We start from the raw sequence: 24,031 nt of genomic DNA, 5'->3' as shown, positions 1-24,031 counted from the left end.
CTGAGCGGCCCTGAACTGCGCGCCGTGACGGCCTGGCTGGCGAGCCTGAAATGACGAGTACCACGACCGATATCCCGCTGGACCAGATCGACGCGGCCGATTACGGCGGCACCCGCAAGGGCGAACAGCACAAGTCGTTCGAGCAGATATGGGACACGCCGCAGGGCTGGCGCTACTGGTCATCGGTCAGCCATCGGGTGGTGGGCAAGCGCTTCCTCGTCACCGGCTTCTGCTTCTTCCTGATCGCGGGGTTCCTGGCGCTGCTGGTGCGAACGCAGCTGATCGTGCCCGAGAACACGTTCCTGGACGCCGAGACCTACAACCAGGTCTTCACGATGCACGGAACGATCATGATGTTCCTGTTCGCGATCCCCATGCTCGAGGGGTTCGGCGTCTACCTCATCCCGCTGATGATCGGAGCCCGCGACCTGGTGTTTCCGCGGCTCGGCGCGTTCGGCTACTATTGCTACCTCTTCGGCGGCATCATGGTGCTGTCGTCCTTCCTGTTCGACGCGGCTCCCGAAGGCGGCTGGTTCATGTACGTGCCGCTGTCGACGTCCGAGTTCACGCCCGGCCTGTCGGCGGATTTCTGGCTGATCGGCATCACCCTGGCCGAGATAGCGAGCGTCACCGCCGCCGTCGAGATCATCGCCGCGATCCTGTGTTCGCGCGCGCCGGGGATGAGCCTGACGAAGATGCCGATCTTCATGTGGTATCTGCTGGTCACCGCCTTCATGATCGCGGTCGGCTTCCCGCCGCTGATCATCGGCTCGATCCTGCTGGAATCTGAACGCCTGCTGGGGCTGCCGTTCTTCGACCCGTCGCTGGGGGGCGATCCGCTGCTGTGGCAGCACCTCTTCTGGCTGTTCGGCCACCCCGAGGTCTACATCATCTTCCTGCCGGCAGCCGGCATGGTCGCCACCATGCTGCCCACGTTCGTGGGCAAGCCCCTGTTCGGCTACGGCTTCGCGGTCGCCGCGGTGGTCAGCATGGGGTTCCTCAGCTTCGGGTTGTGGGCGCACCACATGTTCGCCACGGGCCTGCCGATCATGTCGCTGTCGCTGTTCTCGGCCGCCTCGACCATGGTCGCGGTGCCCACCGGCGTGCAGATCTTCTGCTTCATCGCGACGCTGGCGCAAGGCAAGCCGCGGCTGAGCGTGCCGATGCTTTTCGTGCTGGGCTTCCTGTTCATCTTCGTGCTGGGCGGTCTGACGGGCGTGATGCTGGCCAGCGTGCCGTTCAACTGGCAGGCGCATGACAGCTACTTCGTCGTGGCGCACCTGCATTACGTGCTGATCGGCGGCTTCGTCTTCCCGATGTTCGGCGCGCTTTATTACTGGATGCCGCACCTGACCGGTCGGATGCTGTCCGAGCGGATCGGCAAATGGGTGTTCTGGCTGATGTTCGCGGGCTTTAACCTTGCCTTCTTCATGATGCACCTGACGGGCCTGCGCGGCATGCCGCGGCGCATCGCGACCTACCCGGAAGGCATCGGCTGGGACCGTCTGAACATGCTCTCGTCGATTGGGGCCTACATCCTGGCGGCCGGGGTCGCGCTGTTCGTCTGGGATTTCGTCCGCCATTTCCACCAAGGGCCCCGCGCGCCGCGCAATCCGTGGGGGGCGAGCACGCTGGAATGGCTCTACAAGCCGGTAGCGCCGGGCTACAACTTCCGCGCCATCCCCGAGATCCGCTCGCGCGAGCCGCTGTGGGACCAGCCCGAGCTGACCGACCGGCCCGGGCATGATGTGGTAGGCGCGCTGCGGGCCTGCCCCGACCACCGGCGCGAGACCATCGGCAGCGATCCGGTCAGCGGCGAGCCGATCCAGATCCTGCGCCTGCCGCACCCCACGTGGACACCGCTGATCAGCGCCTTCGGCGTGGCGCTGGGCTTCGGCGCGACGCTGGCCTCGCTCTACTGGCTGACGGCCGTCGGCTTCGCCATCGCGCTTGCGGGCATCACCGCCTGGGTGTGGGAGCCGTCCGACAGCGGCGTGACCCGCGACGCCGGCATCCGCGACGGGCTGCGCCTGCCGGTCAACGCGGTCGACCGGCGCGGGCACCTGCACGTCTCGATGGTGGGGACGATGCTGATATCGTACGCGCTGTTCGCCTCGCTGCTGTTCGGCGCGCTGTTCCTGTGGAACGTGCAGCCGGAATTCGCGGACCGGGTGGCCGAGCCGCTGGTGCCGTGGACGCTTGGCGCGATCGCGGGCGGCGCGGCGGTGGCATTGCTGGGCTGGCTGGGCCTGCGCAACGCATCGCGCGGCGCGCTGCGGACGGCGGCGCTGGTGGACGGCGTGCTGCTGCTGATCGCGCTGGAAACCTGCGCGGTGCTGGTGGCGGCGCTGTGGCCGGTGGATCCTTGGGCCAGCGCCTTCGGTGCCACCGGCTGGGCGCTGAGCGTCTTCGTCGTGGCGCACCTGGCCGTCATCGCGTGGTGGGCCGCGATCAACCTGCTGCGCAAGCTTCTGGGCGCGGTCAAGCCGGGCCAGGCGCTGCCCGACCTTCTTCTGATGACAATGTGCAAGGCGACGGGCGCGATGACGGCCATCGCCGCGGCAGGGTTCCTTCTGGTGGCCACGTCATGACCCGGATGGCGCTGCATATCGCCCGCCCGGTGATCCTGTGGGCCGTCCACTTCACCGCGATCTATGCGCTGATCTCGGCCGCCTGCGCGCCGCGCGGGCTGCTCGACCCCGACGTGACGCGCGCCGCGGCCACGTTCCTGACGCTGGCGACCGGCCTGCTGATGCTGGTCTGGCTGGTCCGCGCGGGTCGGCTGTGCGGTCAGCTCGACCCGGACGAGCCGCGGTGGACGCTGGCGCAGGCGTCCTGGTGGACCGTCGTCATCACGCTTTTCGCGATCGTCGCGAACCTCTGGCCCATCGCCATGATGGGCAACTGCACAGGATAGGAGGCGATCATGGATCCCTACATCCCCTTCTGCGGAACGCCGCCGGTGCCGGCCGAGCTCTGGTCGCGCTGGACGCTGGACCCGGCGCTGCTGCTGGGACTGGCGGTGGCGCTGGCCGTGGGCATGCGGGTGGCGCACGACCGGCGCCTGATGGCCGCGGGCTGGGCACTGGCGGCGCTGCTGTTCGTCTCCCCGCTCTGTGCGCTGTCGATGGCGCTGTTCTCGGCCCGCGTGGCGCAGCATATCCTGCTGACGCTGGTCGCCGCACCGGTGATCGCGGCAGCACTCCCCCGCCTGCGTCTGCCGGCGCTGCCGATGGCGGGGCTGTTCGCGGTGCTGTTCTGGGGCTGGCACGCACCGGCACCCTATGCCGCGACGTTGCAATCCGACCTGACCTATTGGGCGATGCATCTCAGCCTGACCGGATCGGCCGTGGCGCTGTTCGCCGCGTTGCGTGCCGCCCCCGAGCGCGGGTTGGCGGCGGCCGGACTGACCGCGACGCAGCTGACGCTTTACGCGGTGATGGTCACCCTCGCGCCCGAGCCGTGGCACGCCTGGCACGAGGTGCACGCGATCGCTTTCGGCCTGAGCGGGCTCGCCGACCAGCAGCTGGCCGGTGCGCTGATGTGGGTCGCGGGCGGCGCGGTCTTCATGGCGCTCGTGGGGTGGCTGGCATGGCATTTCCTGCGCGATGACCCGCGCCCCAGACCGGCGGGCTGACGACCCGTGTTCAGAAACGCTAGGAGGATACCTTGAACGACGACCGCATCACGACCGACCGCTACGTCCAGATCGCCACGCTGACCCTGGTGGCGATCCTCGCCATTCTGGCCGGCATGGTTCTGCGCAGTATGGCGGTCGTGGCCATACCGGTCGTGATGGCCATCTTCGTGACGCTGGCCATCCTGCCGCTGGACCGCGGCGTCGCGGCGCACATGCCGAAGCCGTTGCGCTGGCTGGGCCGGGCGGTCGTCATGATCTTCCTGCTGCTGTGCATCGCGCTCTTCGTCGGGGGCCTCGTCTATTGCGTCCAGCGCATCGCGGCACAGGTGCCGGACCTAACCGAGGAGTTGGGCAGCATCCTGCCGGGGCCGCACGAAGCGGGGCCCGCCGGCCTGTGGCAGGACCTGCGGAACCTGATCGACGCGCGCAGTGGATCGCTCAGCTCGGCCATGCTGGAAGGGGCGGCGGGCCTCGCGCAGATGTTCGCCAACGCGATGGGGATGATGATCACCGGCACTGTGCTGGTGCTGTTCCTCGTGCTGCTCGCGGTCAGCGAGGGGGACCTGTGGCACAGCAAGGTGGGCGAGATTTCCTCGGGCCGCGGCGCGCGCGACTGGTACGACGTGTTCGAGACGATGGGCACGACCCTGCGCCAGTTCATCCTGGTGCGGACGTTCCTGGGCCTGCTCACGGCGGCAGTCTACACCGCCTGGCTGTGGCCTTTCGCGATCGACCTGCTGCTGGTCTGGGCGCTGTTGACCTTCTTGCTGAACTTCATCCCCAACCTCGGCTCGCTTCTGTCGGGGGTGCTGCCGACCTTCTACGCGTTCCTGACGCTCGACTTCGGCACCGCGTTCCTGATCGGCGCGGGCCTGCTGGTGATCGAGCAGGTGCTGGGCAACTGGGTCGATCCCAAGATGCAGGGCAGGCGCGTGTCGCTGTCTCCGTTGGTGATTCTCATCGCAATCCTGTTCTGGGGCGCTCTGTGGGGCGTGGCCGGCGCCTTCCTTGCAACGCCGATGACGCTGAGCATCATGATCATCGCGAACACCATCCCGCCGCTGCGCCCGGTGGCGCTGCTCTTGTCGAACGAATGCACCCACGCCGATCTGGACAAGGCGCTGGCCTGCGAGTGAACGCGGCCTAGAGCCCCAGGAGCAGCAGCGCCGCATAGACCAGGGCACCCGCAGCGAAGGCGCCGAAGCGGCTTTCGCGCTGCTGCGGCAGTTCTTCCTTGATGACCGTCAGCACGGTCGAGCCCGCGAGCAGCGCGAAGAAGGCCGCCACCGCCGGCAGGGGCAGTTCCACGACCGCGCCCACGACGACGCCGGCCAGCACCGCGCCCGCCAGCGTCAGCCGGCCGCTTCCGGCGTGGCGGTCGCCGTGGCGCTCGGCCAGCGCGCGGTCGTTGATGACCAGGTGCAACGACAGGGCGAAGGCGTAGAACAGCAGGCCCGCTACGGGCTCCTCGCGCGCCTGCGCGTCGAGCAGGTAGCCGACGACGAAGTTGTAGCCTGCGTAGGACGCAAGATGCAGGCGAAAGGCGGCGTTCTCGTCGGCGGCGCGGCGGATACGCGCCTCGATCCCGTAGAAGCCGACGAAGCCGGCCAGCGCGGCGATATACAGGCCGGCGTGCATCTCGGTCTCGGCGCTGAAATGCGCGAGTTCGGGCAGAAGGTGCACGAATACATAGGCGATCGACACGCCGCCCGCCGTCGACAGCCACAGGCTGCGCGGGGTGCGGTCCAGCCAGCCCAGCCGGCTCGACAGCAGGTGCACCAGCGCGAAGCCGGCCCCCAGTACGAAGACGAGTGCCTGCTCGGTCATTGCTTCTCTCGCGCCTCGAAGATCGAGACGAGAAGCTGGCCGAGGCTGCCCACGAGCATCAGGAAGGCACCCAGGATGAACATCCAGACGCCGGCGGTCTGCCACTCGACCGGGTGGTCGAGCCAGGGCGGGACGACCTTCGCCAGGCGGGGCAGGAAGGCGACGCTGCCGAGGAAAAACAGCACATTGCCGCACAGGCCGAGGCCCAGATGGACCCAGCTGTATTCCTGCACCAGTGTCTTGAGCGGGTTTGCCATATGTCTTGCCTCCTTTCCTGCGCCGCATGGCAGGGCCGGAAGGGGCCGCGGGCTGCCCATGCGACAGCCCTTCGCCGCGGCGTCCGTGAAGAGGGCGGGCAGGGAAGGGCGGTTATCGGGTTTTGCGGTTCGGTGTTCGCCACAGGGCGCCCGGTCAGGGACGCCGTCGTGGCGAAACGGGCGCATGCGGCGTGCCGCGCGCGCCCGCAGACGTATAGCGCCTAGAACAGCGCTATGATGATGAGCAGCACCAGCAGTGCCGCCGCGATCAGGATCGCGGCCTTGCGGGCCGGGTGGCGCTCTCCGGCCGCATGGTCCTGCGGCAGAGGGGTCGGCCGGTCGGAGGCACCGGCGTCGCCGGGCCCCGCCCGCCGCTCGTTCTCGGCAATGTCCTCGCGGCGATGAGCGGCTTCGGCCGCGGGAACCGGATCGGCCGGCGCGCCGGGATCGGGGACACCCGAACGCAGCGCGGCACCGGAGGGCGCGACATTGGCGCCCGCCTCGGCATCGGCCTCGAGCGCTGCGGCGGCAGGTTCGTCCCGCCGCCGGCGGTCGTGTTCCTCGCGGACGCGGCCGGTATCGGGGCCGGTGTCCTCGGTTGCGCGGTCGTCGGATTCCTTGTCCGGCACGGCGCGGTCCTTGTGGTGGCTTTGGTCGGACATGGTCGTCCTCCTGTTGCGAAAATCGCATCTATGCCGATTCAACGGTCATGGATCGCAGCGGTTCCGCCCGTGGCGGCGCCCCGGCACGGTGGAACCGGCCGCGATGACGTCGCGTTCCCCACACACCCTATACGCGTAACAAACGGAGATTTCCGATGTCGCCATTGACCAAACCGGGTCGCGCCAGTGCGGCCGCGGTCGCGCTTGCGCTTTCCCTGACCGCGATCGAGGCCCCCGCGCAGGAGGCGACCCGATCCGCCCCCGTCGACTTCACCGCCATGGTCGAGGACAAGCTGCCCGCGGTCGTCGGCATCCTGTCCACCGGTGCGGCGCCGCAGGGGCAGCAAGGCGTTCCGCCGCAGCTTCCGCCAGGTTTCCGCGACTTCTTCGGCGATCAGATGCCGCAGCGGCCGCAGGGCCCGATGCGCAGCCAGGGGTCGGGCTTCATCATCTCGGAAGACGGCTACGTCGTCACGAACAACCACGTCATCGCCGACGCCGAGCAAATCCAAGTCGTGCTGGATGACGAGCGGGAATACGAGGCCGAACTGGTCGGCACCGACCCCGCGACGGACATCGCGCTGCTGAAGATCGAGGCAGACGAGGATCTGCCGGCGGTCGAATGGGGGTCGTCGGACGATCTCAAGATCGGCCAGTGGGTCGTGGCGATCGGCAACCCGTTCGGCTTGGGCGGCACCGTCACCGCGGGCATCGTTTCGGCGCGGTCGCGCGACATCAACTCGGGCCCCTACGACGACTTCATCCAGACCGATGCCGCGATCAACTCGGGCAACTCGGGCGGGCCGTTGTTCAACGCGCCGGGCGAAGTGGTCGGCGTGAACACCGCGATCTTCTCGCCCTCGGGCGGCAACGTGGGCATCGGCTTTGCCGTACCGTCGGCCGTGGCACAACGCATCGTCGAGGACCTGCGCGAGGACGGCAGCGTCGAGCGCGGCTGGCTGGGCGTCCAGATCCAGAGCATCGACGATGCGCTGGCCGAGGCGCTGGACCTCGCCGACACCTCGGGCGTGCTGGTTTCGGACGTCACCGCCGGCGGTCCGGCGGCCGAAGCGGGGCTCGCGGCCGGCGACGTGATCGTCTCGGTCGCGGGCGAGGACGTGTCGGACCCGCGCGGCCTGACTTTCGCCGTGGCCGACCTGCCGGTGGGTGAGCCGGTCACCGTCGCCTACCTGCGCGATGGCGACCGCGAAGAGACCGAGGTCACCTTGGGCGAACGACCCGATATGGGCCTTGCCGCGGAACCGACGGAGCCTGAGCAGGACGCGCTGCCCGACGGCCCGACGATCGGCGTGTCGATCCAGCCGGTGACGCCGCAACTGCGCAGCGAGCTGGGCCTGCCGTCGGACCTCGAAGGTCTCGCCGTGGCGTCGGTCGATCCCGACAGTCCCGCGGCCGAGGCCGGCCTGCGCGCCGGCGACGTGATCGTCCAGGCCTCGGGCGAGGCGGTGCCTGACGTGGGCGCCCTGCGCGAGGCCGCCGCCGCGGCCGAAGAAGCAGACGAGCCGCTTCTGATGCGGATCTTCCGCGATGGCGGATACGTCTTCCGCGCCGTGACGTTCGAGGAAGACGCGGCAAACTGATCGAAAGCGGCTTTGTACTTGCCGTTTGGCGCCCCGGCTTTTGCCGGGGCGTTTTTACATGGAGAGAGCGATCGCCCGAACGATCTGTCATGCCGCGCGCAAGCCGCCGGTGTCGGTCAGCCATCGCCGCCAAATCGCGGTCGCGCAAGTAGACACGCACAGGTTGCATGACCGGTCGTCGTTCCGCCGCTGCCTTGCGTTAACGCACCGATGCGGCCCTTGGGGAACTCATCCGGCGATTGTGCGGGCTTCCGTAAGGGCAAGTGGCCAACCGGTATTTACAGCCGTGTCATCCGCGGCGAATATGCCTTCGTCCAACGGGGAGGCGGCCGCGAGAACCAGATGAACAGACCCTTGGAAATCAGCGGCCTTCATCCATGCGCGGACGGTGACGAGGCAACGATGCCTGGTTGCATGTCGGTACCGGCCGCGAATGGACAGGGGATCGGGTGCCGCTTCGGCGGCGTCGCTGGTGCGGGGAACAGTACGATTTACAGGGGGATGAGTGGATGACGAGTGAGGTGACTTCTTCGGTTCTGATCCTCGATGACGAAGTGATCGTCGCCCTGGATCTGGCACAGACGGTCGAGGATGCCGGCTTTGCGGTGAGCGGGCCCTTCCACGCGGCGGCTCCGGCGCTAGAGGCGATCGAACACGCGCCGCCCCGTGCCGCAATCCTCGACGTGAACTTGGGCGGTCAGAACACCAGCCGGGACGTTGCCATCCGCCTGAGCGACATGGACGTGCCGTTCATCTTCCTGACGGGATACGATGTGTCGGGGTCGGAGGTGCTCGAGTCCTTTCCGGCGGTCGAGCGGGTTTCCAAGCCGGTCGACATGGCCGGTCTCATCGACTGGGTCCAGCGGACGATGATCCGCTGAAGGGCAGCCCCGGCGCCACCAACGACGCCGAGGCCGATGAGCAGCTTTACGCGGCTTTCGCGTTCGCACCGATGAACCACGCGTCCTTGTCGACGGCGCGGCTGACTTCGGTGAACAGGTCCGCGGTGTCCTCGTCGCCGGCTTCCTCGGCGGTCTCGGCCGCCTCGCGCACGGCGCCGCCCAGAACCATGAAGCGCTCTTTCAGCGCTTGAACGTGGTCCTCGAGATCGCTGATCTCCAGCGGGTAGGCCTCGATGTCGGCCTTGTCGGCGACGACTTCGACGGTGCCCTTGGCAAAGCCGCCGAGGATGACGGCGCGCTCGGCCATCAGGTCGGCGCTGTCGCGCAGGCGGTCCGCGACGTCGTCCAGCAGTTCGTGCACGCCAATAAAGCCTTGGCCCTTGAGGTTCCAGTGCGCCTGCTTGACGGCCAGCGTGACCGCGATCGTGTCGACCAGCCGCGCGTTCAGCAGATCCACCATCTTGGTGCGCACGTCCTGGTTGAGATTGCCTGCGAAATTCGTCGGCATGTCAAAGCTCCTCTGGTGTGTCGGAAATGTCTTCGGTGGCTACAACGGCCGAAGGCGCCCAAGGGTTCCCACCCGGTATCGCGGCGTCGAAGGACGTGGATGACCGGTCGGTAACCGACTGGGCGCGCGGGGCAAAAGCCCCTAATTCAGCGGCTGTCGCTGCTGGGCGCGTCGGCGGCCAAATGCGATTTCGGCGCCGAGGGATCGTGCCGGCGATCCTCGGTCTTCTTCTTGCTGAACAGCGCGAAGATGACGACCGCCAGCAACGTGATCATGGCCAGCAACGGCAGAAAGAATGCGAGATCCATGGAGTAGTCTCCTGTGCGTCAGTGTCTCTCGACGAACCCGCGGATCCCCGCCCGGTTCCGCGTAGACACGGCCGGCCGCGCACACGATTGCGTCAGGCCTCGTCGCCCTCCGAGGACTTGTCGAACGCCTTGTCGAGGTCGTCGAGATCGTCGCAGCTCAACGCGATCAGGACATAGTCGCCATGGGCAAGCTCTGTGTCGTCGTCGACCAGGCATTCGTCATCGCCGCGGATGCGAGCGATCGCGCGCGCGCTCGGCGGCAGGTCGAGACTGGCCAGCGTCTTGCCCTCGCAATTCTCCGGGATGTGCACGCGTTTCAGGCGCAGCTGGTTCTGCAACTCGGTCTCGTGGTCCAGCGCGACCTGGTCCTGAAGCGCCTCGAGGATCGATTGCGCCACGGTGGCGTGCGGGTTGATCACGTCGCGCAGGTCGAGCTGCCGGCAGACGCGCATCAGTTCGCGCGTGAGGATCTGCGGGATGACGCGCGCATACCCGATCGAACGGGCGACCAGCGCCGCCAGGATGTTCTGCTCGGACGCGTTGGTGACAGCGATGAAGGTATCGTTGTCGTCGCGGTAGGCTTCTTCGAGGATGGTGGGCAGCGTGCCGTCGCCCTCGATCATGCCGCAATCCATCCGCTCGGCCAGTTCTTCCAGGCGCTCGCGGTCGCGGTCGATCAGCACCACCTCGTGCTTGGCGTCGATCAGCGTGTCGGCGATCGCCTCGCCGAAGCGGGAGGCCCCCAGAATCACAACGCGCATCGCTCAACTCCTCTTCATCCAGGTTTTCGGCGAGATCAGGACCAGCACGGCGATGAATTCCAGCCGCCCCAACCACATCGCGAAGGTCAACGACAGCTTCACGTCCACCGGCAGGTCCGCGCCTACGACGCCGGTCGACAGCCCGACGGTCGACAGGGTCGAGATGATGTCGAACAGCGCCGGCCCGGGCGGAAAGCCGTGCGCCAGGCACTGCATCCACAAAAGGCCCACGGCGGTGATGTAGATGCTCAGCAGCGCCAGCAGCGCGTTGACGGTGGCGGGCTTCACCGGCTTGCGGTTCATCCGCAGCGGCGCCACGGCGTTGTCCGGCAGCCGGGCCGAGCGCACGGCGTGCAGCACGAGCCGGCCGAGCAGGCCCACGCGGGCCAGCTTCAGCCCGCCGGCGGTGGACCCGATATCGCCACCGATGAACATCGCCGCCATCAGCAGCACCGCGACCGGGCCGATCGTCGGGATCGCGCCGGCCGAGAAGCCGGTCGTCGTCAGCGCCGAGATCACGTTCACAACGCCGTCGAACGCCTGTTCCGCGGTGTTTCCCGTGCCCAGGATGATCGTCGCCTGAATGGCCGACAGAACCGTCACCGTGCCCAGCACGCGGCGCGCCGACCCCAGCGCCCAGGCGTCGCGCGCCTTGCCCTGCAGAAGCAGCACGAAGGTCAGCAGCGACATCGCACCGGCAATGCATCCCAGCATGACCACCGCCTTGCCGAGCGCCGAGTAGGACGCGAGGCTGTCGGCCCGGGGCGAGAAACCGGCGGTCGAGATCGCCGACAGCGAGATCACCAGACCCTCGCGCCAGCCCGGCAGCACGGCCATCGCCGCCGCCGCCAGGATCGCCGTCAGGCCGAGGTACACGCCCAGCAGCTGGCGCGCCTGGCTCCGGGTTGAGGCGATGCGGTCGCCTTGGTCGATGCCCGCCCGCCCGAGGCGCCGCGCCGGCACCCCGGGCGGCAGCAGCAGCGCCAGAACGGCGGTCGCCATGACCAGCCCGCCGCACCATTGCATCCAGCCGCGCAGGAAATGCGCGGCGAACGGCCACGCGTCGGGGTCGCGCGACACCGACAACCCGGTGGTGGTGATCGCGCTCATCGACTCGAACAGCGCGTCCAGTGGCGGCATCCCGATGGCCATGTAAGCCGGCGCCGGCACCAGCGCCCCCAGCAGGAAGACAAGCGCGACGGCCACCAGCGCCTCGATCTTCGACAGGCTGTCGGGCAGATCCTGCCGGCTCACGATCAGGAAAAGCAGCATCGCGCAGCCGGCGGGTACAGCCAGTGCGATGGCGAGCGGCCAAACGCGTTCGACGGCGGCCCAGATGGCCGGCGGCAGGCAGAGGATGACGAAGATGGGGGCGTGCTTGGCGATGGTCAGCGCGACCACGGGAAACCGCGCTTGCAGCGCCACGGTCTCAGCGCCGCTGCGCAGGCCCGAGACGCTGCGGATCATGGCCGCGCCCTGGCGCCCGGGATGGTCGGGTGCGTCGGGTGCAGCGCGGTACCGCAGACGACGGAAAGGGCGGCGCATCGCGCCGCCCCACTGGATAGGCCGGAATCGCGTGCCGTCAGGGGCACGGCGACAACCGGCGCACGTTCAGTAACGCTCGCGCAGGGCCAAGCCGATCAGGACGCCCACGCCCAGCGCGCCGGCGAGTGCCAGGCCCGGGTTCTCGCGAACGAAGGCGGTCGTCTGGTCGGTCGCGGTGGCGGCCGTCTCGCTGATCTTCTGGCCGGCCTGCTGCATCGTGTCGCGGCCGGCGTTGACCTGCTCGCGGGCCCGGTCGCCCATCGAGGGCTTGTGGTCGGTCGTGGGGGTGCCGAGCGCGTCGGGCTGTGCGTGGCCGAAGGTTTCGTGCGTCCGCTGTTCCATGTCGAAACTCCTTTCGTGTCGCAGGCGATCAGTCGCGCCTGTGCTGTCATGTTTCGGGCGATCAACGGCGGGCGCGGTCGGAAAGTTCCATCGGAACCGGAATGCCCGCTGCACGTTCAGCGGAAAGATGTCGCATCCACCCGCAAAGGAGAAAACCATGCTCGGATGGGCCCTCACGTTCCTCGTCATCGCGCTGATCGCCGCCCTGTTCGGCTTCGGCGGTATCGCCTCGGCCTCGGCCGGGATCGCGCAGATCCTGTTCGTCGTGTTCCTGGTCCTGTTCGTCGTGGCGATGATCGCCCGCGCGGTGCGCGGCCGCACGCCGCGCTAGATCGCGCCCATCGGGATGGACGGCCCCGCTACGGATTGCCGTAGCGGGGCTTTTTCATGCGCCGGGACGGGCTGTAGTCGACGCCGGCAAGCAGCGCGCCCAGCCAGACCGCCACGGGCAGCGCCACGATCGCGCCGACCGGCCCCCACAGCCACAGGCCGAACACGATCGCCAGGAACACGAACAGCGGGCTCATGTGCAATTGCTGGCCGACGAAGGCGGGCGTGACGAACTGCGCCTCGGTCAGGTTGATGGCAAGGAAGGTCAGCGGCGGCAGCAGCGCGAAGGCGCCGCCGAACTGCACCAGACCGGCGGCCAGAAGCCCCAGCGCCACCAGCAGCGGCCCGAGATAGAGCACGAAGTTCATGATCGCGGCGACCAGCCCCCACAGTATAGCGTAGTTCACGCCGATGCCGGCCATGGCAGCGCCCACCGTCACGCCCAGCCCGATGTTGATCATCGTGACGGCGGCGAAGTAGCGCGACACCGCGCGATCGGCGCGGTCCAGGGTCTCGGCGCCGGCGCCTGCGGCGCGGTAGAGGTCGTCGCGCGCAAGGGTGAAGAAGAACAGCGTGCCCATGAATATCAGCACCTGTGCGCCGAAATCCGGCGCCGCCCACAGCGCGTCCATCATGGTGGGGATCGCCTGCGCGCCTTCCTCGCCGCCGCCGCCTCCGGTGCCGACCGTGCGCTCGATTTCTTCCGACAGGCTTTCGATGCCGCGAAGCGCGCCGGACACCGCCTCGACCCAGCCGCGGATCTCGATCATGATCTGGGGCAGGCGGGCGACAAGCGCCGAGATCAGCGGCGCAACGGCCAGGAAGGCCAGCGCGATCACCGTCGTCGCGCCCAACAGCAAGGCCGCGGCGCTCAACACGTTGGGCAGGCCGCGCGCGCGCATCCAGGCGGCGACGGGCGAGGCCACGACCCCGACGACCAGCCCGAACACGATTGGCGCAAGTATTTGTCTCGCAAAGTAAAGCGCCGCGGTGGTGGCCACCGCGGCGAGTATGGCGATCATGATGCGCTGTGCCTTGTCGCTCAGCAGCTTGTCCATGGCACCTCTTTCCCGGGCGACCGCGGCCGCCCGGCTGGTATGGTCCTCAGTAGGCGGGACCCGCCGGACCTTCGGGAACCGAATGGCCCTGTGCGCCATCCTGAACGCCGGCACGGCGACGCAGCTCGGCCTTGGCCTGCTCCATCTCGCGCTCGAAGGCGAGCGTTGCTTCGGCCATCAGCGCGTCGCGCCGGCTGCCCATCATGCGGTCCTCGGTGCGGGTTCCGGGCAGAAGCGCCGCGGCGATCGCACCGAACCCGAAGGCAAGCGCGCCCGCGGCGATCGGCTGGTCGCGCACGAAGGCGTCGGACTGACGCGCCGCCTTGGACGCCCGCCGCTCGAGCGCCTCTTGCGCGTCGATGACCTGCTGGCGTGCGCGGCGCACGCGGTTGCGGGCAGCAGGGCTGAGCTTGTCGAGCCCGTGCTCCATGGCCGAGCGCAGGCGCGCGGCCGACACGCGGTGGGTGCCGTCGCCCGACTGGCCGCCGAAGCGGCGGTCGCGCGGGCCGGTGACGGGCCCGAGGCGTGCCTCGGAGCCGGGGGCGGGAATGGCGCCCACGCCGCCCGGCGGCACCGGCGCCTCGAGCGCATCGCTCTTGCTGCGGCGGCCGGCCCCGGTGAGGACCATGGCCAAGCCGGCGCCCAGAAGGGCGAAAGCGGCGGGGTTTTCGCGCGCCTGGTCTGTGACTGTCCGGATCATCTGGTTTCCATATTCCTCGGCGGTGCGTGACAGGTGCTGCGGCGCAAGCGTGCGGGACAATGCGTCCAGCGACTGCGCGAGCGCCTCGCGATCCTTGGTGACTCGGTCTTCGAGACCGTCCAGCGAACCCTTAGGCATGGGTGGCCTCCTTTACGGTTTCGACGTCCCGCTCGACGTTGCGGGCGGTACGGCTGGGGCTGAGCGCGCTTGCGCTGAGGCGCGACTTGCCGATCAGCGCAACGATCAGGGCCAGCACCAGCAGCGCGCCGCCGACGATGAGCGAAGCGACACCGGCGGTGAAGCCGTTGGCCGCGATCCAGGCCACCAGCGCGGCCGCCAGCACGTTCAGCGCCACCAGCGAAATGATGCCGGCGACGGCGATCATCGCGACGCCCGCGCCGGCGCGCGCCGCGTTTCGGGACATCTCGGCCCGGGCGAGCGCCAGTTCGTCCTGCATCAGCGTGGAGAACTGGCGCAACACCTTCACCAGCAGCGAAGGCGTTTCACGGAAATCGCTCGGCCCGCTCATTGCAGGTTCCGCCCGTTGCTGCCGGCTGCCGGGTATCCGCCCGGCTGCGCGCTTTCATACGGCGCCCAGGGATCATCCATCGGCGCGCGGGTGTGGACGGCCGGTGCCGTCGGCCGCGGCGACCGCGACTTCAGGAAGCGCGTGGCGACCGCGCCCAGAACGGCTGCGCCGCCCACGAACAGCATTGGGTTTGAGCGGGCGAAGCTGCTGACAGACTGCGCCATGCGGTCGATGTCGGTGCTGCGGACCTGCCGTGCGAAATCCTCGATCGTCGAGGCGAGATGCTCGACCGCCTGCGCCTGAAGCGAGCCGGAGTCGAACTCTTCCGATGCGGCCTCGGCGGCGTTCGCGACCTTTTGCGCCTCGGCGGCGGCGGCGTCGCGGACGTCCTCGGCCTGGTGGCGGGCCTCGTTTTCGACGGCCTTGCCGGCGTCGTGTGCCAGGTCGGCGGCCTGGTCGCGTACCGATCCGGTGGATGGTTTGTTGAATTCGTCGGTCATGTGTCGACCTCCTGACGTGTCTGCGGTTGCGTCTGCAGTATGTGACAGGGAAGCAACGCGATCTGTCGCGCGGCGGTTCCGCGCCGCCGGTCGCGCCTCGGCCGAACGGCGCCGACCGCCGGCGTCGTGGGCTTCGCACCTTCGCGCGGGCGCTCGGGAACCCCGCGTAAAGCCTGCTCGTTCGGTCTGCATGAACGATCATCCCAGCGACATCGGCCGTGACGCGACGGGACCGGGAAGCATGCCGCGCCGCGGCTGGTTCGCCGTCCTTGGCCGGGTCTTCGTCCACATCGGCACGCAGCATATCGGCCTGATGGCGGCGGGGATCGCATTCTACGGCCTGCTGGCGATCTTCCCGGCGATCACCGCCGCCGTCGCGCTGGTGGGGCTGGTCTACGACCCGGCCGTCCTGGCAAGCGAGGCGGGCTGGCTGCTGGCGCTGTTGCCGGAGGCCGCGCAGGTGCTGATCGACGACCAGTTGCGCAAGGTGGCCTCGGCCGAGAGCGGCTCGCTTGGACTCGCGGCGCTGGTCTCGCTCGGCGTGGCGCTGTGGTCTGCGTCGAATGCGACCGGCAGTTTCATCGAGGGGCTCAACGTCATAAACGACGAGAAAGAGACGCGCGGCTTCATCGCGCTTCGTCTGATGACCATCGCGCTGACGGTTGCGATCCTGCTTGGACTGAGTGCCGCGATCGTCATTGTCGCGGCGATCCCGGCGCTTCTGGCGATCTTCGGCCAGACCGGGTTCGTGCAGACGCTGGCCATGATCCTGCGATGGCCCGCAATGTTCCTCATCGGCATCCTGGGCATCGCGATCCTGTACCGGCATGGCCCCGACCGGCGCAGCGCGCGCTGGCGCTGGCTGACGCCGGGGGCTTTTACCGGCTGCCTGTTCTGGGTCCTGGGGACGGTCCTGTTCAGCTACTACGTGCAGAACTTCGCGTCCTACAACGAGGTGTTCGGCACGCTAGCCGGCGCGATCATCCTGCTGACCTGGCTGTGGCTGTCGGCCTTCGTGGTGCTTCTGGGGGCGCAGATCGACGCGGAACTCGAGCACCAGACCATGCGCGACAGCACGGTCGGGCCCGATCGCCCGATGGGCGAACGCGGCGCGGTCAAGGCAGACACCCTGCCGCCGGATGCAGATGCGGCGGCACAGGAAGGCAATGAAACGTCAGGCGCCGACCGGAGCCCGTTCGATCTGGACGAGCGGCCCACCGGCCCCGGTAGAACCATGGCGCAGGACGCTCCGGACGGGGACCGTCGCGGCGGGCGCTGAACGGAACCGCCGCTTGGCCGCCGACGTTGACGAAATAGCCAATCGGGCGGGTCCTGCAGGTGCCACCCGGCACCTCCGACGCCGCCCGTTCCCACTATCGACCGCGCCAGTGGTCGACCGGAGGTCCGCATGCAAGCCACGCCACCCAGACCAAGCGTTCTGTCGCCGCATCACGAAGAGAGAATGGCGCGGCTCGAAAGGCTCGCCGACAAGCTGGACAGCCGCTTTTCGCTGTTCGGCATTCGCTTCGGCTACGACTCGATCATCGGCCTCTTGCCGGGCATCGGCGACGTCGCGGCGGCGGCGCCCGGCGCCTGGATCGTGTTCGAGGGTCATCGCATGGGCGCCCGGCCCAGCGTGGTCGCCCGCATGGCCGCCAACAGCGGAATCGACATCGTCGTCGGGTCGATCCCGGTGCTGGGCGACGTGTTCGACGTGGGATTCAAGGCCAACCGCCGCAACATCGCGCTGCTGCGGCGCGAACTCGAGAAGGATGCCGCCGCCGTGGCGCGGCGCGCCGAAAGAAGGAGAACACAACATGGCTGAGCGCCACCGCTCGAAAGATGGCAGCCGCGACACCGATCGCGTGATGGGTGAACGAGGCTCGGTGTCCCAGGAGGGCCGCGCAGGCGGCGCTCTGCCCCGCAAGAAGGGCACCAAGGACGAGATGAAGCGCGCCACCGAGCGTCCCGCCGGTGCGACGCGTGTCACGAAAGGCGACGAGGAGGACGACAACAATGGCTAAGAGCGGATTGCCGCAGAACGCCTGGGTGCTGATCGCGGACGGCGAAAAGGCCCTGTTCCTGGTCAACAAGGGCGACCATGAGGACATGAACCTGACCGTCCTGCGTAAGGACAAGCAGGAGAACCCGAAAGCCGGCGACTGGGCCGCGAACAAGCCGGGCCGCATGAACGACACCGGCGTCCAGCAACGCTCGGCGCTGGACGACACCGACTGGCACGAGCTCGAGAAAGAGCGTTTCGCTGACGATCTGGCCGAGCATCTTTACAAACAGGCGCACAAGAACGCGTTCGAGAAGCTTGTGATCGTCGCCAGCCGCCCGGTGCTGAGCGAATTGCGCAAGGCCCTGCACAAGGAGGTCGAGAGCCGGATCATCCACGAGGTGCCGAAGGTCCTGACCAACCATCCGCTCGACGAGGTCGAGGACCTGCTGTCCCGCTCGCTCGAGGAAAAGGCCGCCTGACCCATCACGCTATTGCATGACCAAGGCCGCGTCCGGAAGCCGGGCGCGGCCTTTTCTTTTGCTTGCAGTGCAGGGGGCTCAGCCGCGCAGGGCGTCGATCAGCTCGTCCTTGGTCATGTCCGAGCGGCCCTCGATGTCCAGCTCCTGCGCGCGGCCCATCAACTCGTCCTTGGTCCAGTCCTCGTAGGCGGGCGACTGGCCGCCCTTCTTCGACGGGTGCATGTCAGGGTTCGCCTGCGCATTGGCGATCGCGGCCGCCTTGGACTTGTCGTAGCCCTTGTCGCGCAGTTCCTCGTAGGTGTCGTCGTTCTTGATCGACTTGCCGTGGTCCTTGGTCATGGCCGGCTCCTTTCGCGGTTTTGCGGATGGAACGCCGGGCTTGGGCGGGCGGTTCCGGGCGCGGCCTCAGCCCTGCGACGGCGCCGGGGAGCCGTCCGGCGCGCCGGCCGATCCATGCCCGAACGCCAGCTTCCGTTCTCCCAGCACCAGCAGGGCGGGGGTGACCACCAGCGTCAGGATCGTCGCGACCGTCAGGCCCCCCGCGATGGCCGAAGACAACTCGGTCCACCACTGGGTCGAGGGCGCGCCGTACAGGATCTCGCGCGTGAAGAAGTTCACGTTCAGCCCGATCACCATGGGCATCAGACCCAGCGCCGTCGTCAGCGAGGTCAGCACCACCGGCCGCAGACGCTGCGCGCCGGTGCGCAGCGCCGCCTCGAGCGGCATCTGCCCTGAGCGGCGCAGGTCGTTGTAGGTGTCGATCAGGACGATGTTGTTGTTCACCACGATCCCTGCCAGCGCGATCACCCCGATCCCGCCCATGACGACACCGAAGGGCCGCCCGGTGACCAGAAGCCCCAGCAGCACGCCGGCGACGGAGAACAGGATCGCACTCATCACCACGAAGGCCTGGAAGAAGTTGTTGAACTGCACCAGCAGGATCACGAACATCAGCCCGATCGCCGCGATGAAGGCGCCCGCGAGGAAGATCATGCTTTCCTGCTGGTCCTCCGCCTCGCCGGCAAAGCTGTAGTCGACGCCGTCCGGAAGGTCGGCATTGTCGAGCGCCTGTTGCAGGCGGGCGACCTGATCGTTGACCAGCACGCCGGGGGCGACGTTGGCCTCGACAAAAGCGACGCGGCGCTGGTCCATCCGGCGGATGACGCCGGTGCGCGGCGTCGGCTCGAACGTCACGAAGTTCGAGATCGGCACCAGCCCTGCTGTCGTCGGCACCCGCAGGTTGCCCAGCTCCGCCAGCGAGCGTTCCTCGCGCGGGAAGCGGACGCGGATGTCCACCGGCTCGTCGGTGTCGGCGGGGCGATAATCGGCCACGGTGATGCCCTGCGTCAGCAGCTGTACCGCCTGCCCCAGAAGGCTGACGTCCGCGCCGTAGCGCGCGGCCTCGGCCCGGTCGACGAGGATCGAGACCTCGACCCCCGGCAGGGGCCGCGTGTCGGTGACGTCGGTGAAGCCGCCGATCCGGTCCATAATCTCGCGTACGGTCTCGACCGTCGCATTCTGGTCTTCGAGGTTGCGGGCCGTCAGTTCCAGGTTGACCGGCTTGCCGCTGCTGGGCCCGCCGCTTTCGGTCTGCACCTGCACGTCGATGCCGGCGATGTCCGACACCGCCTGACGGATGTCGCCCGCGATCTGCTCGGCCGGGCGCCGTTCGTCCCACTCGATCAGGTCGAGCTGCAGCGTGCCGATGGTTTCCTCGTCGCCCTGGCCCGCGTTCATCATCGAACGGGCGTAGATGCTTTCGATCTCTTCGAAATCCGCCAGCCGGGTTTCGACCGCGCGCACCAGGTCGTCGCGCTCGTTGATCGAGAAGTTGTCGCGCGCGCGGATCTGCACCTGCATGAACTCGGGCTCGACCGAGGGGAAGAAAGTCAGGCCCTTGCCGAACTGGCCGTACAGGCCGAACGCCCCCAGCAGCAGCGCCACCGCGAACAGTAGCGTGGCGCCGGGGCGCAGGATGGCGCGGTGCAGCAGGCGCACATAGGCGCCGCTGACGCCGGTGAGGCGGCGCGGATCGCCATATTCGACCTCGTGCAGCGCGGCCTTGGCGCGTGCGGATTGCGGCGTGCGCCGGCCGATGATGCCGCCGGCCACGGGGATGAAGATCAGCGCCATGAACAGAGCCGCGAACAGCGTCAGGATCACCGTGATCGGCAGGAACTTCATGAACTCGCCGACCATGCCGGACCAGAACAGCAGAGGGAAGAACACCGAGAGCGTGGTGGCGGTGGACGCGATGATCGGCCAAGCCATGCGCTGGGCGGCGTATTCGTACGCCTCGCGCGGGGTCGCGCCCTCTTGCAGGCGGCGGTCGGCCAGTTCGGTCGTCACGATCGCGCCGTCGACCAGCATGCCCACCACCAGGATCAGCGAGAACAGCACCACGATGTTCATCGTGAAGCCCATTGCCCAGATGCCGATGACGCCCGCCAGGAAGGCGCCGGGGATCGACAGACCGACCAGGATGGCCGAGCGTGGGCCGAGCGCGAAGACGATCACGATCATCACCAGGATCACGGCGGCCAGCACGTTCGCCTCGAGATCGCTCAGCAACGTCTCGACCTGTTCGGACTGGTCCTGCAGCCAGGTGACCTGAACGCTGTCGGGCCAGTCGGCGCGCAGGCTCTCGACCCGCTCCTTCACCGCGGCAACGGTTTCGATGATATTCGCGCCCGAACGTTTCGTGACTTCGAGCGCCAGTGCCGGCTGACCGTCGATGCGGGCAAAGCCGGTCGGATCTTCGAAGGTGCGGCGGATCGTGGCCACGTCGGCGAAGGTGACGACGGTGTCGCCGCGCACCTTGACGGGCATTGCCATCACGTCGTCGAGGTTCTCGATCAGCCCCGGCACCTTGAGCACGATGCGCCCGGCGCCGGTCTCGATCGCGCCGGCGGCGATCAGGCGGTTGTTCCGGCTGATCTGGCTGATCAGCTCGTCAAAGGTCAGGTTGTAAGTCTGGAAGATCGTCGGGTCGATCAGCACCTCGACCGCCTCGGTCCGCTTGCCGCCAATCTCGACCTCGAGCACGCCGTTCAGCGCTTCGAGCTCTTCCTGCACGCTGGTGGCGAGGTCGTTGAGCGTGCGTTCCGGCACCGGGCCCGACAGGACCGCGGTGATGATCGGGAAGAGCGCCGTGTTGATCTCGTTGATGGTGATCGCGTAGGCGTCGTCGGGCAGCTCGTTCTCGGCGCGATCGGCGGCGGCGCGCACCTTGTCCAGCGCCTCGGCCGTGTCCGAGCCGGGCGCGAATTCCAGCTGCACCGAGGCGAAGCCTTCCGAGGCATGCGCCTCCATTTCCTGCAGCCCGGCGATCGAGGCGAACTCGGTCTCGAGCGGCGAGATCAGCAGCCGCTCGGAGTCGGCCGGGCTGATCCCGTCGAGGCCGGTGGTCACGTAGAACAGCGGCAGCGGTATCTCGGGGTTGGCTTCCTTGGGGATGGCGATGTACGCGTAGGCGCCCAGCGACAGCAGCATCAGCAGCGCCATCATCACGACGCGCGCGCGGCTGAAGGCGGCCGAGATCAAGCCGTTCATTCCGTGACCTCCGGTGCTTCGGCCGCCGCAGCCTGTGCCGCGGGATCGGCGCCGGCCTCGGCGGCGGCCGGATCGACGGTGGCATCCTGTTCGGGGCGCGCCTCGACGCGGTCGCCGGCGCGGACGAAACCCTGGCCGACGGTGATCAACTGCGCGGTCTCGGGCAACCCGCTGACCCACACTCCGTCGAGTTGCGCGCGCTCGATCTCGATCGGCAGGAAGCGTACGGTGTCGTCTTCGTCGACCGTCTTGACGCCAAGCGTACCGTCGGCATCCAACGAAACGGTGGCCGGCGACACGAAATGCGCGACCACCTCCCCGGTGGGGATGCGCACCTCGGCCGAGATGCCGGCGGGGATGGCGCCGTCCTCGTTCGGGACCTCGATCTCGGCCAGGAAGGTGCGCGTCTCGGAGGAGGCCGAGCTGCCGACGAAGGTTACGGTACCCTCGCGCGTCTCGCCGGTGATGAAAGCGACGGCGGCCGTCTGCCCTTCGGTGACGCGGGTCAGCGATTGCTGCGGCACCTGGATCGTCACCGTCAGCGGACGGTTGTCGACGATGCGGCCGATCTCGGCCCCGGCCGAGACGAACTCGCCGGTGTCGATGTCCAGCCGCTCGATCCGGCCGGCGAAGGGCGCGGTGATGGTCGCGTCCTCCAGCGCCTGCTCGGCCGCGGTCAGGTCGGCGCGGGCCGAGGCCAGGTCGGCGCGCGCGGCGGCCACGCGGTCGGCGGTGGCGACGCCGCGCTCCAGCAGTTCCTCGGCGTTGTCGAACTCGCGCTGGGCGCGGGCCAGTTCCTCTTCGGCGCGCGTCACGCTCGCCAGGCTCGACTGGCTTTCCACGCGGGCGACGGGCGCGCCCTCGGCGACCTCCTGACCCTTCTCGACCATGACCTCGACGATCTCGCCCGACGCCTCGGCCCGCAGGACCGAGTCGCGGTCGGGCAGGGCCTGACCCTCGGCCTGGAACAGGCGCGTCACCGTCTCGGCGGTGGAACTGCGCACCGCGACGGGAATGGGCGCGGGCTCTTCACGGTCGGCGCGCATCGGCGCGGGCTCTTCGGCGGGCCAGATGAAGCCCGAGCCCATCCATCCCGCCAACGCCAGAACCAGCACGCCCGCGATCCAGATCGAGCGTGAGGCGCCGCGATCCGCCTCGAAATCCAGCGTTTGAGGCGCCGAGCCTTCCGGTTGCGTCATGACGATCTCCAATGGTGGGGCCGAGCCCGATATGGGGTGCCTCGGTGCCGCGATAAAGTGAACTGCGCGGTTCAGTGTCAATGGCGGTTAACGGGGCGGCCCACCGTACGGTTCCGGGGTACGCGGGTAATGCACAGTGGGTTGGGACCGCCGAAACCGGCGGGCCCGTCCGGCCGCGTCAGTAATCCCGCTCGAAGAAGATGCCCACCGACGCATCGCCGTCCGACCCGGTGCCGCCGCGCACGGTGATGCTGTCGGTCAGGTCCAGGTTCAGCGAGATGGCGCTGTCGCCGTCCGACCCGACCGTGACGTCGGTATAGATATTCTCCGAGATGTAGGCGCCTACGCGGGCCTCGGCGTTGCCCTCGGCGTCCGTCGTGATGTCGAAATCGTCGACGCCAAGCCCGCTGCGCAGTTGCTCGGTCAGCCCCAGCCCGCCACGACCCGACAGGGTGCGCACGGCCGAGGCCAGTTGCAGCGCCTGCAGCGCCGACAGCGATCCCGCGTCGCGTCCGAACAGCAGCAGCGCCAGCGCCTCGTCCTGCGGCAGGTCCGGGCTCGACGTGATGGTCAGGTCGGGCGAGGACGCCATGCCGGTGATCGCCACGCGCACCTCGGTGCCGTCGGCATCGGCGCGGGCGACGAAGTTGATCACCGGATCGAAGCTGCCGCGCAGGGCCACGAAGCCTTCGTCCAGCGTCAGGCGCTGGCCCAGCAGGTCCAGCCGGCCGCGGATCAGGTCGAACTGCCCCACGGGCACCAGATCGGTCGTGGTTCCGGTCAGGCGCAGCGTGCCGCCCAACTCGGCATCGAGGCCCCGGCCGCGCACGAAGATGCGGTCGGGCGCGTTGATCACGAGGTCGACGGGAAAGCCGACGGCCGGTGCCGGCTCAGCCTCACCGGACGGGCGCAGGCCGGCGAATTGCAGCGTGCGCCGCACGTCCGCCGGCGGATCGACGTGGCGCAAGCCTTCCAGCACCTCGTACGACGGGCCGATCTGCGGAATGCGCAGCTCGGCTTCGTCCAGGGTCACCGTGCCGGCGATCCGCGCGCGGTTCGGCCCGGTCAGCGGGCCGGACAGGGTAAGGCGGGCGTCGGCCTCGGTCTCGTAAAGCTGCGGGTCGCGCAGTTCCGCGCTGCGCAAACGGATCGCGAGGTCGGCAACGAATGGCGCGCTGAGGTCGATCGGCCCCTGGACGCTGAGCGTGCCGCCGGTCGACAGGTCCGACGTCAGGTCCACCGTCGCGCTCGCGCCCGACAGCCGGGCCGTCCCGTCGATGTTCTCGAGCGCAAGGCGCAACGTCGGCAGGGCAAGCTGCCCGTCCG

27 protein-coding genes are annotated in these 24,031 nt (G+C 68.5%); 11 read left to right on the top strand and 16 right to left on the bottom strand.

Annotated elements, in window-relative coordinates; translation table 11 throughout:
* Positions 1–50: 50 nt before the first annotated feature.
* From ctaD to ACFDTC_RS02590, 4 genes are read left to right on the top strand one after another with little or no spacing between them, the layout of a single operon-like run.
* Positions 51–2,591: a cytochrome c oxidase subunit I gene (gene ctaD, locus ACFDTC_RS02605; RefSeq protein ID WP_375257307.1), complete on the top strand. Its 2,541-nt coding sequence runs from the start codon at positions 51–53 to the stop codon at positions 2,589–2,591.
* Between the two features lie 5 nt (positions 2,592–2,596).
* On the top strand, positions 2,597–2,917 hold the full coding sequence (locus ACFDTC_RS02600; protein ID WP_375257306.1) for a hypothetical protein: 321 nt from the start codon (positions 2,597–2,599) through the stop codon (positions 2,915–2,917).
* 9 nt (positions 2,918–2,926) lie between these two features.
* Positions 2,927–3,637, top strand: coding sequence for a cytochrome c oxidase assembly protein (locus tag ACFDTC_RS02595; protein WP_375257305.1), 711 nt, complete (start codon positions 2,927–2,929; stop codon positions 3,635–3,637).
* 32 nt (positions 3,638–3,669) lie between these two features.
* Positions 3,670–4,776 carry an AI-2E family transporter gene (locus ACFDTC_RS02590; protein WP_375257304.1) on the top strand — a complete coding sequence of 369 codons (1,107 nt, stop codon included), beginning with the start codon at positions 3,670–3,672 and terminating at the stop codon, positions 4,774–4,776.
* A 7-nt stretch (positions 4,777–4,783) separates the two neighbouring features.
* On the opposite strand, the gene ACFDTC_RS02585 is transcribed toward ACFDTC_RS02590, so the two are convergent.
* The 3 genes from ACFDTC_RS02585 to ACFDTC_RS02575 all read right to left on the bottom strand — a co-directional run bounded on the left by ACFDTC_RS02585 (position 4,784) and on the right by ACFDTC_RS02575 (position 6,386).
* Positions 4,784–5,467, bottom strand: coding sequence for a hypothetical protein (locus ACFDTC_RS02585; RefSeq protein ID WP_375257303.1), 684 nt, complete (start codon positions 5,465–5,467; stop codon positions 4,784–4,786).
* A complete protein-coding gene (locus tag ACFDTC_RS02580; RefSeq protein ID WP_375257302.1) occupies positions 5,464–5,724 on the bottom strand; it encodes a YrhK family protein in 261 nt (86 codons plus the stop codon). The genes ACFDTC_RS02585 and ACFDTC_RS02580 overlap by 4 nt, the downstream gene beginning before the upstream one ends.
* A 221-nt stretch (positions 5,725–5,945) precedes the next feature.
* Positions 5,946–6,386: a hypothetical protein gene (locus ACFDTC_RS02575; protein ID WP_375257301.1), complete on the bottom strand. Its 441-nt coding sequence runs from the start codon at positions 6,384–6,386 to the stop codon at positions 5,946–5,948.
* Positions 6,387–6,541: 155 nt separating this feature from the next.
* Between ACFDTC_RS02575 and ACFDTC_RS02570 the strand changes: the two genes are divergently transcribed.
* Positions 6,542–7,987, top strand: coding sequence for a DegQ family serine endoprotease (locus ACFDTC_RS02570; protein WP_375257300.1), 1,446 nt, complete (start codon positions 6,542–6,544; stop codon positions 7,985–7,987).
* A gap of 410 nt (positions 7,988–8,397) precedes the next feature.
* Positions 8,398–8,868, top strand: coding sequence for a hypothetical protein (locus ACFDTC_RS02565; RefSeq protein WP_375257299.1), 471 nt, complete (start codon positions 8,398–8,400; stop codon positions 8,866–8,868).
* Between the two features lie 46 nt (positions 8,869–8,914).
* Here the strand turns inward: ACFDTC_RS02565 and dps are convergent, their stop codons facing one another.
* The 5 genes from dps to ACFDTC_RS02540 all read right to left on the bottom strand — a co-directional run bounded on the left by dps (position 8,915) and on the right by ACFDTC_RS02540 (position 12,353).
* Positions 8,915–9,397, bottom strand: coding sequence for a DNA starvation/stationary phase protection protein Dps (gene dps / locus ACFDTC_RS02560; RefSeq protein WP_375257298.1), 483 nt, complete (start codon positions 9,395–9,397; stop codon positions 8,915–8,917).
* A 146-nt stretch (positions 9,398–9,543) separates the two neighbouring features.
* Positions 9,544–9,705 carry a hypothetical protein gene (locus ACFDTC_RS02555; protein WP_375257297.1) on the bottom strand — a complete coding sequence of 54 codons (162 nt, stop codon included), beginning with the start codon at positions 9,703–9,705 and terminating at the stop codon, positions 9,544–9,546.
* Positions 9,706–9,797: 92 nt separating this feature from the next.
* Entirely contained in the window at positions 9,798–10,466 is a 669-nt protein-coding gene (locus ACFDTC_RS02550; RefSeq protein ID WP_375257296.1) for a potassium channel family protein, read from the bottom strand.
* A 3-nt stretch (positions 10,467–10,469) separates the two neighbouring features.
* Positions 10,470–11,933 carry a TrkH family potassium uptake protein gene (locus ACFDTC_RS02545; protein WP_375257295.1) on the bottom strand — a complete coding sequence of 488 codons (1,464 nt, stop codon included), beginning with the start codon at positions 11,931–11,933 and terminating at the stop codon, positions 10,470–10,472.
* 144 nt (positions 11,934–12,077) lie between these two features.
* A complete protein-coding gene (locus tag ACFDTC_RS02540; protein WP_375257294.1) occupies positions 12,078–12,353 on the bottom strand; it encodes a hypothetical protein in 276 nt (91 codons plus the stop codon).
* Between the two features lie 157 nt (positions 12,354–12,510).
* On the opposite strand from ACFDTC_RS02540, the gene ACFDTC_RS02535 reads away from it, so the two are divergent.
* Complete coding sequence (locus tag ACFDTC_RS02535; protein ID WP_375257293.1) at positions 12,511–12,684, top strand: DUF1328 domain-containing protein; 174 nt, start codon at positions 12,511–12,513, stop codon at positions 12,682–12,684.
* Between the two features lie 28 nt (positions 12,685–12,712).
* Here ACFDTC_RS02535 and ACFDTC_RS02530 read toward each other — a convergent pair whose 3' ends face one another.
* From ACFDTC_RS02530 to ACFDTC_RS02515, 4 genes are read right to left on the bottom strand one after another with little or no spacing between them, the layout of a single operon-like run.
* Complete coding sequence (locus ACFDTC_RS02530; RefSeq protein WP_375257292.1) at positions 12,713–13,741, bottom strand: AI-2E family transporter; 1,029 nt, start codon at positions 13,739–13,741, stop codon at positions 12,713–12,715.
* Positions 13,742–13,787: 46 nt separating this feature from the next.
* On the bottom strand, positions 13,788–14,579 hold the full coding sequence (locus tag ACFDTC_RS02525; protein ID WP_375257291.1) for a hypothetical protein: 792 nt from the start codon (positions 14,577–14,579) through the stop codon (positions 13,788–13,790).
* Positions 14,572–14,970, bottom strand: coding sequence for a phage holin family protein (locus ACFDTC_RS02520; protein WP_375257290.1), 399 nt, complete (start codon positions 14,968–14,970; stop codon positions 14,572–14,574). The genes ACFDTC_RS02525 and ACFDTC_RS02520 overlap by 8 nt, the downstream gene beginning before the upstream one ends.
* Positions 14,967–15,470 (bottom strand): hypothetical protein, encoded by a 504-nt coding sequence (locus ACFDTC_RS02515; protein ID WP_375257289.1) that lies wholly within the window; start codon positions 15,468–15,470, stop codon positions 14,967–14,969. Before ACFDTC_RS02515 ends, ACFDTC_RS02520 begins: the two co-directional genes overlap by 4 nt.
* Before the next feature lie 190 nt (positions 15,471–15,660).
* Here ACFDTC_RS02515 and ACFDTC_RS02510 point away from each other — a divergent pair, with 190 nt between their 5' ends.
* From ACFDTC_RS02510 to ACFDTC_RS02495, 4 genes are all read left to right on the top strand, one after another.
* Complete coding sequence (locus ACFDTC_RS02510) at positions 15,661–16,749, top strand: YihY/virulence factor BrkB family protein (protein WP_375257288.1); 1,089 nt, start codon at positions 15,661–15,663, stop codon at positions 16,747–16,749.
* A gap of 183 nt (positions 16,750–16,932) precedes the next feature.
* Complete coding sequence (locus tag ACFDTC_RS02505; RefSeq protein WP_375257287.1) at positions 16,933–17,295, top strand: DUF4112 domain-containing protein; 363 nt, start codon at positions 16,933–16,935, stop codon at positions 17,293–17,295.
* Positions 17,288–17,494 (top strand): hypothetical protein, encoded by a 207-nt coding sequence (locus ACFDTC_RS02500; protein ID WP_375257286.1) that lies wholly within the window; start codon positions 17,288–17,290, stop codon positions 17,492–17,494. Before ACFDTC_RS02505 ends, ACFDTC_RS02500 begins: the two co-directional genes overlap by 8 nt.
* On the top strand, positions 17,487–17,954 hold the full coding sequence (locus ACFDTC_RS02495; protein WP_375257285.1) for a host attachment protein: 468 nt from the start codon (positions 17,487–17,489) through the stop codon (positions 17,952–17,954). Before ACFDTC_RS02500 ends, ACFDTC_RS02495 begins: the two co-directional genes overlap by 8 nt.
* A gap of 78 nt (positions 17,955–18,032) precedes the next feature.
* Here the strand turns inward: ACFDTC_RS02495 and ACFDTC_RS02490 are convergent, their stop codons facing one another.
* From ACFDTC_RS02490 to ACFDTC_RS02475, 4 genes are all read right to left on the bottom strand, one after another.
* Entirely contained in the window at positions 18,033–18,293 is a 261-nt protein-coding gene (locus ACFDTC_RS02490) for a Rho termination factor N-terminal domain-containing protein (protein ID WP_375257284.1), read from the bottom strand.
* 66 nt (positions 18,294–18,359) lie between these two features.
* Entirely contained in the window at positions 18,360–21,506 is a 3,147-nt protein-coding gene (locus ACFDTC_RS02485) for an efflux RND transporter permease subunit (RefSeq protein ID WP_375257283.1), read from the bottom strand.
* A complete protein-coding gene (locus tag ACFDTC_RS02480) occupies positions 21,503–22,705 on the bottom strand; it encodes an efflux RND transporter periplasmic adaptor subunit (RefSeq protein WP_375257282.1) in 1,203 nt (400 codons plus the stop codon). Before ACFDTC_RS02480 ends, ACFDTC_RS02485 begins: the two co-directional genes overlap by 4 nt.
* A 178-nt stretch (positions 22,706–22,883) precedes the next feature.
* A partial coding sequence (locus ACFDTC_RS02475; protein ID WP_375257281.1) for a translocation/assembly module TamB domain-containing protein occupies positions 22,884–24,031 on the bottom strand: 1,148 nt, incomplete at its 5' end.

The sequence above is a fragment of the Citreimonas sp. genome (assembly GCF_042096055.1).
Taxonomy (GTDB): domain Bacteria; phylum Pseudomonadota; class Alphaproteobacteria; order Rhodobacterales; family Rhodobacteraceae; genus Citreimonas.
Note: the sequence above shows the minus strand (reverse complement) of the source record. Positions and strands in the feature narration are given on the sequence as shown.